This is a genomic window from Bacillus sp. sid0103 (assembly GCF_019219025.1).
In genome coordinates this window covers 1-10,463 of the sequence record NZ_JAHUWN010000058.1, presented here as the reverse complement: position 1 = coordinate 10,463, position 10,463 = coordinate 1, and the positions used below count along the sequence as shown (strand labels likewise).

General features: G+C 34.2%; 14 protein-coding genes. 9 read left to right on the top strand and 5 right to left on the bottom strand.

Annotated elements, in window-relative coordinates:
- Nucleotides 1–405 precede the first annotated feature (405 nt).
- From fabF to KW850_RS31650, 3 genes are all read left to right on the top strand, one after another.
- Nucleotides 406–1,653, top strand: a complete 1,248-nt coding sequence (gene fabF, locus KW850_RS31660) for a beta-ketoacyl-ACP synthase II (RefSeq protein WP_218351597.1) — start codon at nucleotides 406–408, stop codon at nucleotides 1,651–1,653.
- Between the two features lie 184 nt (nucleotides 1,654–1,837).
- Nucleotides 1,838–2,026 carry a hypothetical protein gene (locus KW850_RS31655; protein ID WP_088087141.1) on the top strand — a complete coding sequence of 63 codons (189 nt, stop codon included), beginning with the start codon at nucleotides 1,838–1,840 and terminating at the stop codon, nucleotides 2,024–2,026.
- A gap of 145 nt (nucleotides 2,027–2,171) precedes the next feature.
- A complete protein-coding gene (locus KW850_RS31650; protein WP_218351596.1) occupies nucleotides 2,172–2,696 on the top strand; it encodes a GNAT family N-acetyltransferase in 525 nt (174 codons plus the stop codon).
- A 50-nt stretch (nucleotides 2,697–2,746) separates the two neighbouring features.
- Here KW850_RS31650 and KW850_RS31645 read toward each other — a convergent pair whose 3' ends face one another.
- On the bottom strand, nucleotides 2,747–2,971 hold the full coding sequence (locus KW850_RS31645) for a hypothetical protein (RefSeq protein ID WP_218351595.1): 225 nt from the start codon (nucleotides 2,969–2,971) through the stop codon (nucleotides 2,747–2,749).
- A 99-nt stretch (nucleotides 2,972–3,070) separates the two neighbouring features.
- Nucleotides 3,071–3,520 (bottom strand): peptide deformylase, encoded by a 450-nt coding sequence (locus KW850_RS31640; RefSeq protein WP_218351594.1) that lies wholly within the window; start codon nucleotides 3,518–3,520, stop codon nucleotides 3,071–3,073.
- A 345-nt stretch (nucleotides 3,521–3,865) separates the two neighbouring features.
- Here KW850_RS31640 and KW850_RS31635 point away from each other — a divergent pair, with 345 nt between their 5' ends.
- The 6 genes from KW850_RS31635 (at nucleotide 3,866) to KW850_RS31610 (ending at nucleotide 7,460) form a co-directional block, all read left to right on the top strand.
- Nucleotides 3,866–4,474, top strand: coding sequence for a hypothetical protein (locus KW850_RS31635; protein ID WP_218351593.1), 609 nt, complete (start codon nucleotides 3,866–3,868; stop codon nucleotides 4,472–4,474).
- A gap of 379 nt (nucleotides 4,475–4,853) precedes the next feature.
- On the top strand, nucleotides 4,854–5,261 hold the full coding sequence (gene mntA / locus KW850_RS31630; RefSeq protein WP_218351592.1) for a type VII toxin-antitoxin system MntA family adenylyltransferase antitoxin: 408 nt from the start codon (nucleotides 4,854–4,856) through the stop codon (nucleotides 5,259–5,261).
- Complete coding sequence (hepT, locus tag KW850_RS31625) at nucleotides 5,251–5,655, top strand: type VII toxin-antitoxin system HepT family RNase toxin (RefSeq protein WP_218351591.1); 405 nt, start codon at nucleotides 5,251–5,253, stop codon at nucleotides 5,653–5,655. Before mntA ends, hepT begins: the two co-directional genes overlap by 11 nt.
- A gap of 15 nt (nucleotides 5,656–5,670) precedes the next feature.
- The gene (locus tag KW850_RS31620; protein WP_218351590.1) at nucleotides 5,671–5,829 is read left to right on the top strand and encodes a hypothetical protein; all 159 of its coding nucleotides are present in this window, start codon (nucleotides 5,671–5,673) and stop codon (nucleotides 5,827–5,829) included.
- A gap of 141 nt (nucleotides 5,830–5,970) precedes the next feature.
- Nucleotides 5,971–7,089 (top strand): tyrosine recombinase XerS, encoded by a 1,119-nt coding sequence (gene xerS, locus KW850_RS31615; RefSeq protein ID WP_218351589.1) that lies wholly within the window; start codon nucleotides 5,971–5,973, stop codon nucleotides 7,087–7,089.
- A gap of 44 nt (nucleotides 7,090–7,133) precedes the next feature.
- On the top strand, nucleotides 7,134–7,460 hold the full coding sequence (locus tag KW850_RS31610; protein WP_308128891.1) for a YolD-like family protein: 327 nt from the start codon (nucleotides 7,134–7,136) through the stop codon (nucleotides 7,458–7,460).
- A gap of 1,137 nt (nucleotides 7,461–8,597) precedes the next feature.
- Here KW850_RS31610 and KW850_RS31605 read toward each other — a convergent pair.
- The 3 genes from KW850_RS31605 to KW850_RS31595 form a co-directional block, all read right to left on the bottom strand.
- On the bottom strand, nucleotides 8,598–9,194 hold the full coding sequence (locus KW850_RS31605; RefSeq protein ID WP_256358574.1) for a TetR/AcrR family transcriptional regulator: 597 nt from the start codon (nucleotides 9,192–9,194) through the stop codon (nucleotides 8,598–8,600).
- Entirely contained in the window at nucleotides 9,157–10,089 is a 933-nt protein-coding gene (locus tag KW850_RS31600) for an aldo/keto reductase (protein WP_218351587.1), read from the bottom strand. Before KW850_RS31600 ends, KW850_RS31605 begins: the two co-directional genes overlap by 38 nt.
- Before the next feature lie 177 nt (nucleotides 10,090–10,266).
- On the bottom strand, nucleotides 10,267–10,463 hold a 197-nt coding region (locus KW850_RS31595; protein WP_218351586.1), incomplete at its 5' end, for a universal stress protein.

Below are 10,463 nucleotides of genomic sequence, written 5' to 3'. Positions count from 1 at the left end.
GAAGTGTTGATGATTAATTTGAATTGGATTAGTTGGAACGCCGTATGAGGTGAAAGTCTCATGTACGGTGTGAACGGGGGGAAAAGGGAGCGATAACTTCAAACCCTTACCTATCTGTATGAAGAAGAATTTTTTTTATGTATAATTAGTACCAGGTATTAATACCAAGTATATAATTCATAAAACGAGGTGATTATTCTATGTTCAAATCCAAAACAGTGTGATAGATTCGCATGTTCCAGGAAAGAATCATTAGCTGTCCTTCTGATTTCAAGTACAAAAGGCGGACTACAATATAGCATGTTTTGGGGGAATACATTATTTTCAAATGTAATCGAACTTTTTAGAAGTCTTTTGAAATAATCGTTTTAAGTATAGTGTGAAGAATTAAGAGGAGTGTTGATTATGCCACGTAGAGTTGTAGTGACTGGATATGGAGTAGTTTCACCGTTAGGAAATAACGTAGAAGAGTTTTGGAATAATATTAAAGAAGGTAAATCAGGGATCAAAAAAATTCAATCTGATGACTTCAAAGATATAGGCACTCAAATTGGTGGTTTTATTACCGACTTTAATGCAGAGCAATATCTTGATAAAAAAGAATTAGGGAAATATGATTTGTTTGTGCAATATGGTTATGCTGCTGCTAAACAAGCCTTAGACCAAGCAAATATTGATGTAGATAATATAAATAAGGAGCGATTCGGGGTATATATTGGCTCAGGTATTGGAGGAATTAATACCATATTAGATAATCATAAATTCTTAATTGAAAAAGGACCAAGAAGAGTTTCTCCATTTATGGTTCCTATGATGATTAGTAATATGGCTTCAGGTATTATTTCCATAAAAACAGGATTTAAGGGACCTAGCTATTCTCCTGTTTCTGCTTGTGCAACAGGGAATCAAGCGATTGGGGAGGCTTTTTTAAATATTCGGCATGGTTACTCTGATGGAATATTAGCTGGAGGGGCTGAAGCTCCTATTAATCCTTTAGCTTTTGCTGGATTTTCAAGAATGAGAGCAATGTCCACTTTTAATGATATTCCAGAAAGGGCAAGCCGTCCATTTGACAGTCAACGTGATGGCTTTGTTATGTCAGAAGGAGCAGGTGTATTATTCCTTGAAGAGTATGAACACGCTAAAGAAAGAGGAGCGACAATTTTAGGAGAAATTGTAGGATATGGTTCCACAACGGATGCCTATCATATTACTTCCCCTGATTATAACGGTGCAGCAAATGCTATGAAATTAGCTTTAGAAATGGGTGAAATCAACCTTACTGATGTAAATTATATAAATGCCCATGGAACTAGTACCCCTGAAGGAGATAAATCAGAAACTAAAGCAATTAAAAGTGTTTTTGGTAATCATGCTTATAATTTAAAGGTGAGTTCTACCAAATCAATGACTGGACACCTTTTCGGAGCTGCAGGGGGAATTGAGTCCATTATAGCACTCAAAAGTATCATGGAAGATATAGCTCCTCCCACTATCAATTACGAAATACCAGATGAAAATTGTGATTTAGACTACGTTCCAAACCATGCAGTTAAGACAAAAATAAACTATGCTATTTCTAATGGTTTTGGTTTTGGAGGACATAATGCAGTCTTGGCATTTAAGAAGTTTTCGATAGATAAGACTAAATAAAAGGATTAATCGGTAAGTCATATATTATCTTATCGATTAAATGCTAATTAATTAGATGCTTCTTCAACTAACGGGTAGCTTTACTTGAAGAAGCCAAAAGGAACTAAATGGTCCTTTTATATTTGGTAATAAAATACGAATTTCATTTATTGTATTGGAAATACTATCTGTCGAGGTGAAATAAATGAGCAGATTTAAAGTTGTGTTTGAGAATACAATCCAAAGTGGTGGGTTTTCATTGGAGCAGTATTTGATAACATTACATCAAGAAAAAGATATGTTGGATTCATTTGATGGTCATGATGATTACGAGTTGGATATGAGGTTATTTGAAGGGGAGATTCAGAAAGTTAACCGATTGTTGGAGAGCTAAGGCTCTCTTTTTTTTTTATAAAATAAAGATTTTATTTTCTTCTTCAACTAACGTAAGCAGGTTAGTCCAAAAAGAATATGGAATTTTATGTTAGGATATATACATAAAATTAATACATTTTAATGCTTATTTAAGGAGTGGTAGAATGTTTCCTGTGCTTGAAACGAAACGATTAGTGTTAAGGGAATTAGTTGAAAATGACGCTAAAGATATATTAAAGTGTTTTTCGAATGATTATGTATTACGTTATTACGGTCAGAAACCTCTAACAAGTATAGAGCAGGTAAAACAAATCATTAAAAATTTCGCAGGACAATTCAAAGAAAAAAATGGAGTAAAATGGGGCATTAAACTAAAAGAAACAGGTACTATTATTGGGACTATTGGTTTACAGGATTGGTCTTTTGAACATAAAAGAGCGAACATAAGCTATGCACTTTTCCCAGAAAAATGGGGTAATGGATTTGCTAGTGAAGCTGTTGATAAAGTGATTTCTTATGGGTTTCAAGAACTTGGATTAGAGCGTATAGGTGCAATTGTTTTTGTTGAAAATAAAGCTTCGAGTCAGTTATTAATAAAATTAGGTTTTACAAAGGAAGGTACGCTAAAAAAGTTTATGTATCAAAATGATATACCATATGATACGGATGTTTACTCACTGTTAAAGTAAAAAACAGGTTTTTTGAATTTTTTTAATACCAATAATCTAAAATGATTTTGTTATTGAACTAAACGAGCTAATAGTTTGTGAAGAATCGTACTTAAACTATCGGGTGCTAGAGTTGAAAAAGACCAGGTTGCTGCGGCAGCCTTTTTTCTTGTTCCGCTACCGTGGCAGAAATCTATTTTTTCATTAATTTGACGAAGAATATGATTTGAAGGAACAAACACATTTAAATCAATCAATTCAAGTTTACTTTGATATTCATCTTTAAGACCCATCATAAAAAATTCCCCCAATAAAAAACCTGTATAGAAAAAATTCTATTCAGGTTTTAGAAAATCCTATTATTTTTGTCAACAGCCCCAAAATCCATTGCCTTTTTAAAATGCCTGCAAAGTTTTGCTTGTAAAAAGAATTCCTTCCAAATGATCAAATTCATGCTGGAATATAATCGAATCCATCCCTCCCATCTCACGGAATGTCCTTTCACCAAAGATTGATAAATAGGAAATCCTTATCATGAGGTAGCGCTGAACAATCCCTATAATCCCTGGAAGAGAGATACATCCTTCGCCAGATGGTAATGAGTTGGGTGTTGGATCAAGTATATCAAAACTTGGATTGATTAAAATTTCTGTTCCTGTTGTAAATCGAGCAACAAAAGCCCGTTTTGATACGCCGACTTGCGGTAATGAAATTCCTAATACATGTGGCGAATTTTCCACGAACGTTTTCATTTCATTCAAAAGTGGAGTTACACTATAAATGTGTTCAACATCCATTGCTTTTTGAAACAAAATTGGGTTTGGAAATGTAAGAATGGAAAACATATCATCACCTTTCGTCTGAGTTAAATATTTTTACAAAATTTTTTGGAATATTTTCAAAAAAAAGTCCTTTATAAAATATATTCGAACGGAAGAAAAAAATAATAGGAAATCAAATTGACAATAAACATTATTAAAAAGCCTGTATCGATTTATAAATCAATACAGGTTTTTAATGGTTTATAGTAATTCTTTAGTGGAACAAAGGGTTGCTGCGGCAGCCTTCTTTTTTATTGAACTAAAGGGCAGGATAATTTAACAAGAAAAGGTTTTAATGGTAAAATTATGTAAGGTATTTTTAAATAGAAAGATGTTGCGATTGTATTATATACATAGGGAGGTGCTTTGTTGAAGGAGAATAAAGAGAATAGAGGGCATTGGATAAAGTTTATTAGCTTTACATTTATCGTTGGTTTAATTGTTGCATTTTTTTCGGTTATTTCTGATAATTTGCCATATTTGAGTGATGGTGTAACAGTTATTGAATTAATCATTTCATATTTAGCGGTAATGATTAATTCCTTACCAATGTGGTTTATTCTTGCAATGCTTGTTGGCTATTTGTTTTCGAGGAACATTAGGGAGGCTTCATTACTTGGAGCCATTTATACAATTTCTGCAATTTCATTTTACTTCGTGATTGGGCATTTTTATACGGATGCAGCAGTATCTTTATCATTCAAAGAACAGGCATTTATTTATGCGAGTTGGTACGGAGCTTCAACTATCGGTGGTATCCTTGGTGGAATTTTAGGATTTTTAATAAAAAAAACACCATATGTTCTAATGGTTTTACTTGCAGGGTTGTTCCTACAATTGTTTGTGAATGGTATAAGGAGCTGGAGTGACATTATTGGAATTGCACAAAATGTTACCTATTGTCTAATGATTGTAAGTATTGTTATTTATTTAGTGATTATGAAGAAAAATGAAGGAAGAGAATATTTGAGAATGTGAAGAGATGCACTTAAACTAATGGGTGCGTTAGTAAAATAACTTAGAAGCCATTTTTTGTAGCCCCTTTAGCGTTTTTCAATCTTCCGCAATCAGGCGCTTATATCGAAAAGCATTAACTAAAGGCTATAAAAGATCCTAAATGACACATAAGCCTTAGGATTTTTGTTTCATCAATATTGAAGCTAAATCATGTTTCAGCAAGATTTAGTGTCTTAAATTTATTGGGAGTTTCGTGTCGATAGTAAAAAGAGAGGAGGATCTTTCCTTCCTCTAATTTATTTACGCTATCATTTGTGCGTAAAATACCAGTTTTACGAATAATTTACATAAGAATGAATGTTTGGTATACTATTCATATTATCATTAGGGAGCGTGTCTTATGAAATCAGAAATGTTTCAAAAAATTCAAGATTTCCTTATAGGCAAAATGAATCCTTCATTTATTATTGTGTTTGGTTCTTATGCGAAAAGCTGTACACATAAGGACAGCGACATTGATGTGGCTTTCTACAATCAGGATTCATCACTTTCTACATATGAGATTTTTTTATTAGCTCAAGAATTAGCAGATATCCTCAAAATAGATGTGGATCTGGTTAATCTGGGGACGGCATCAACCGTTTTTAAGGCACAGATTTACACAACCGGTATTGTCATTTACTCAAAAGATGACACATTACTGAGGAATCAACAAATGACTGCTCTTAGCATGTACACAAAGTTGAACGAAGAACGGAAGAATATCTTAAAAAATATCAGTGAAAGTGGGTCTGTTTATGAAAAATGATGTGATTTTGAACAAAATAAGTGTGATTGAACGCTGTATAAACCGCATACAAGAAGTATATGCAAACGATCCCGCTAATCTAAAAGACTATACGAAACAAGATTCAATTATTCTAAACATACAACGTTCATGTGAAGCCTCTATAGACTTGGCCATGCATATCGTTTCTGAACAACGCCTTGGATTGCCTCAGACCAGTAGAGATGCGTTTGATATGCTTCAGTCTAACTCGATTATAGACGAAAATATAGCCAAAAGACTAAAAGCAATGGTAGGATTTCGAAACATTGCTGTACACGATTACCAAACCCTTAATATAGACATTCTAAATCAAATCGTGGATAAGCATCTAAGTGATTTTACCGATTATACAAGACAAATTCTAGAATATTAATAAGGGGGGTTTTCTATGAGATATAAAATTAGAGTATTTCATATAAATACGAATGAAGAAGCAATTATTTTAAATGAAGTTTTTGAATCTAAAGAAGCTGCTGAAAATGCTATTAGTAAGTTTAGAAGTATGTATCCGGATAAGTATGATTACGTAAAAGTCCCTATAAAATAATCCTACTTTCTTACGGCTCCCTTTTTTTCAGTAAAAAGCAATAAATCCTATGTTTACCATGAAGTTATTATGTTAATAACTATACGTAAAAATTGAATTTTACGCATAAATCGACAAAATATCACAAGGAGCATACCCCTTATGGCTGATTCGAGACAACATCAGATACACGAAAAGAAACTAATGGAAATGGTCAAAATGATGCCCTCCTATGTTGGTGAATATGTTGACGATAAGATTGACAATCGTTCTCCCTCAACTCTTTTGAATTACTTGTACGACTACAAATTGTTTTTTGAATGGTTAGCAGAAAAAAAGATTGCTAAGGTATCAAATATAAAAGACATTCCCATATCCGTCCTAGAGAATTTAAAGTTGGATGATGTAAAGAATTTTTTTAAATATCTTCAAAGACGTGATATTAAGGTACAAAAAGATGAAACGAAAAAACCAGAAAAGGTCTCAATAAACCGAAAAATATCAGCATTACGTTCCCTATATAAATATTTAACTACTCAAACAGAAAATGATGACGGTGAACCCTATTTTTATCGTAATGTAATGTTAAAAATTGAAGTCAACAAAGTAAAAGAGACGCTTGGTGCTCGAGCAAGTAAAATCTCAACGAAAATATTCCATAATGATGATGACATTCACTTTTTGCAGTACATTCAACAAGAATATGAAAATGAGTTAGAACAAGAACCAAGAAAAAAGATTTACTTTAAGAGAGACAAGGAACGTGATATTGCTATCCTCTCCCTGTTTTTAGGCAGTGGAATTCGCGTAAATGAACTTTCAAACCTACGTTTACGAGATTTAGATTTTGATGAAAATCGTATTAACGTTATTAGGAAAGGTGGCAAACAGGATACCGTTTCCGTTGTACCTGAATCTATGCAGGATGTGAAAGCCTATCTAGATATACGTCAAGAAAGATATAAAGCAAGCTCTGAAGAAAATGAGTATGTATTTGTTGCAAAAGTTCATAATACCTCCTCTGCCCTTTCAAATCGAGCAATTGAGAGTTTAGTAAAAAAGTATACAAAAGCTTATAAACACAATAAATCGATGTCACCCCATAAGTTAAGACACACTTATGCTACAAATTTAATGGAGGAAACGGGAGATATTCATCTTCTTATGCGCCAGCTTGGACATTCTTCTACAACAACAGCTGCACTCTATTCCAACCCTGAACAAGAAAAAGCTCAGCAAGCGGCTAAACAATTGGGAAGGAGAAGAGAGCGGCTAAAGTAAATTTTTTCTTGTAATGTGTCCAGCATGGATATTCCACAGAAGGAATGTGTTCTAGCCTGATGACATTGTGGCATGGGTTTTTCATGCCGGAATCCATCAAAATGTTAAAGGATCTTTGGAAGAATGATCAAAAAACTCCTAGACCACTGCTGGATGAAATGAAAATAGAAGAGATGGAACAGCTATTATCTAATAGCATGGAAACCAAATTACTTTTAGAAATTACTACATGGAAAGACGGATTTTTTACTTCCCGTATTGGATTTGTAATGAAAATTGATTCTTTAAATAAAAGAATTCAAATCCAAGATGAATTTGAATCCATCATTAATCTTGATTTCTTTTCCATAACCAATGTAAAGGTCAAATAAATACTTACCTTAAAAAGGTCAAACCTATAATTATTGCACTTCAATAGGAGGATTTTTTTTACATACATAGAAATAATTAGAGACAAGTCATTAAATCGAGGGGGATTTGAATGGAGTTTTCAGTTCTCAATACTTGGTTGCAATTTTTCTTGTTGATTATGGGTGGATGTCTAATTTTATTCATAGCAATGTTATTTATTTCCAACAAACACATAAAGAATAGATTAAAGCAAATGGAAGAAATCGATAAAAATGAAGTTAATATAACGAATTAAACGCTGAATTTTTTCATTGTTTGTGTTAGTTATGAATTTAGCCCTTCCAGCAAAATGTGGAGAATGTATGCTCAAGCTTAGAAGGGCTTTTAAATCGGAGGAATAGAAACAAAGAAGATATCATTTACAATGAGTGGTTAATTATTTCAACACTTTATCATTTCAAATCTTTAAACATATTTTTAGAGAGTTAAAGGCGTAATAAATGTTCTTCTAAAATTCTTAAATGATAAAACCTATTCCTAATAAAAGCAGGATAGTCATTTATACTATCCAGCACATCTTATTTGTCAGAAGTTTTTGTTAAAATTCTTCATCCTTTATTTTCCACATGATTTAACGAAAGATGTTAAGTCTATCACCACAAAGACATGTACATCTGCCCCTGGTTTCAGCCCCACTTATGCCAAATATAAGGACGGCCACTCATGGATACCCTTCGCTATTTACTAGTATAGAAAACGGTTACATTTTTTAGATTATTTAGACTTCACTTTATACAAAATCAATAACTTTTTGGTGATACACGATTTTCATATCCTTTTCAGTTGCCAAATCACCAAGAAGATGCTGCCCTTCGATTAACACCTTCCACTCATCTCCAGTAAAAACAGGCTTTTGATCAAACAGTGCTTAGGTTTTTACTCCAGCCTTCTGGGGCTTTTGCATAATCAATCTTCATGATGGACCATCCAATTTTCCCGTTTCCGGATTCCGTTTACTAAATTCTGTGGCATAGCTGCCCATGCTATTTTCCATATGTAAATTGTTAAGACAGCCGACGCTAGAATTATAGAAAAGGATGGTTTTAATTTTTTTACCTTCTTGGAGACTGGTAAGTTTGCTCGCTTAAAACCGCCTTTTAACCTTTTAAAAGGCGGGATATTTCATTCATTGCTTGCGGCAATATCTGCTTTCCCAGTACCCTTTCGTATTGTATTGCTCCTTTCATACAAGACACGATGGCAAAAGCTAATGATTCAATTTCTTTGGCTCCCCTATTTTCCAGTGTGACCTTAAGAATATTTTTAATAATCGTTATTTCTAACTGACTGATTTCTCGTACTTTTTGCCTTACCTTTTCAGGAAGGGATTCATAATCAGACTGAAGAGATGATACGGCGCATATCCCACCGTCACATAAAACAATTTGTCTCTCATAAAAATTCTTGATTTTTTCTTCAACAGTCAGGTTAGAATTTGTAATGAACGAGGAAAAGTCCTGCAAATTTTGAAGCACCCGTTCGGTAACGGCAACTCCCAAATCCTCCTTTTTTTCAAAATGATAATGGATGCTTGCTTTCGTCACACCCAATATTTTGGATAAATCATCATAGCTAATGGCTACATAACCTTTTTCACGAATTAGTTTCAGTGCCAGATCGATAATTTGTGTTTTCCTGTTTCCCATCATATTATTTTTAGGAAAAAATCCGGTCAATTTCTTGAATTTCTTCATTCGTTAAATGGACTTCCAGTGTTTTCAGATTTTGCAAGACTTGTTCTGCCCTTTTCGCTCCCGGAATGATGACGTCAATGCCTTCACGGGTTAAATACCAGGCAAGAACGACATGGGCAACTTCAGTCCCTTTTTCACCGGCAATTTTACGAACTTTCTCGATTTTTTCCAGGTTCTCCTCATAAACGCCCTCTCGGAATTGCGGGCGTTTTCTCATTTTTTCACTTAAATCGGTATTTTTGTTATATTTGCCCGTTAATAATCCTGAAGCAAGCGGGAAGTACGGTATAAAGGAAATGGTATGCTCAGCAACATAAGGGAATAACTCCTTCTCGGCCCCGCGGCTTAGCAGATTATACTCCCCTTGAAAGACATCCACATAACCATCTTTATTGGCTTCTTTCAATTGCTCAATCGAAAAATTGGAGACACCGATCGCTCTGATTTTTCCCTCATCCTTCAATTGTTTTAGGGCTCCAACGGCTTCATCCTTTGGCGTATCCTGATCAGGGAAATGAATATAAAATAAATCAATGTAATCCGTTTGCAGACGTTTTAAGCTCTCTTCGACAGATTGTTTTAAAAAAGCAGGAGAATTATCAATCACAACTTCAGGACCAACAATTTTATGAGCTGCTTTTGTCGCAATCACAATTTCTGAGCGATTACCGGTTTCTTTTACGACTTCACCAATGATCTCCTCGGAACGTTTGGGACCATAGATAAAAGCTGTATCCAAAAAATTTATCCCGTGTGCCAGTCCTGCGCGAACTAATTTCCTTCCAGTTTCTTCATCAAGGTTAGGAAAAAGATTGTGACCGCCGACTGCGTTTGTTCCTAAACCAATTGGATTGACATATAAATCTGTTTTCCCGATTCGAACGTGCTCTGCCATTTACCCTTCAACTCCTTTAGTATTATTTTTTCTTTATGGATACGAACAGTCTTTTTACAATTAGTACATTTCATTTGAATTCGGCTTCCGATAGAATTTGTACCATGATGGTAAATACGAGCTTGCTTACTTCTTATACTTTTTCTCTTAGTACTTGGGGTAACGATCACCTCATATTTACTTTACAATCATTACAGCACAATGAGCGTGCTGGACCACTTTATGACTTACACTTCCCACGAGCAGTTCTGAAAAGAGGCTAAGTCCCCTGCTGCCCATTACGATCAGGTCGTAATCTCCTTCTTTTGCCTTCTTGCATATCATTTCTGCAGGATCTCCAATATGGTATTCGCTATCATATTGTATAGATGACC

Coding starts and splice junctions, on each gene's coding strand:
- mntA (WP_218351592.1), top strand. CDS start 4,854: ATGAAATCAGAAATGTTTCAAAAAATTCAAGATTTCCTTATAGGCAAA.
- KW850_RS31650 (WP_218351596.1), top strand. CDS start 2,172: ATGTTTCCTGTGCTTGAAACGAAACGATTAGTGTTAAGGGAATTAGTT.
- KW850_RS31620 (WP_218351590.1), top strand. CDS start 5,671: ATGAGATATAAAATTAGAGTATTTCATATAAATACGAATGAAGAAGCA.
- fabF (WP_218351597.1), top strand. CDS start 406: ATGCCACGTAGAGTTGTAGTGACTGGATATGGAGTAGTTTCACCGTTA.
- KW850_RS31645 (WP_218351595.1), bottom strand. CDS start 2,971: ATGATGGGTCTTAAAGATGAATATCAAAGTAAACTTGAATTGATTGAT.
- KW850_RS31600 (WP_218351587.1), bottom strand. CDS start 10,089: ATGGCAGAGCACGTTCGAATCGGGAAAACAGATTTATATGTCAATCCA.
- KW850_RS31610 (WP_308128891.1), top strand. CDS start 7,134: ATGTGTTCTAGCCTGATGACATTGTGGCATGGGTTTTTCATGCCGGAA.
- hepT (WP_218351591.1), top strand. CDS start 5,251: ATGAAAAATGATGTGATTTTGAACAAAATAAGTGTGATTGAACGCTGT.
- KW850_RS31640 (WP_218351594.1), bottom strand. CDS start 3,520: ATGTTTTCCATTCTTACATTTCCAAACCCAATTTTGTTTCAAAAAGCA.
- KW850_RS31655 (WP_088087141.1), top strand. CDS start 1,838: ATGAGCAGATTTAAAGTTGTGTTTGAGAATACAATCCAAAGTGGTGGG.
- xerS (WP_218351589.1), top strand. CDS start 5,971: ATGGCTGATTCGAGACAACATCAGATACACGAAAAGAAACTAATGGAA.
- KW850_RS31605 (WP_256358574.1), bottom strand. CDS start 9,194: ATGAAGAAATTCAAGAAATTGACCGGATTTTTTCCTAAAAATAATATG.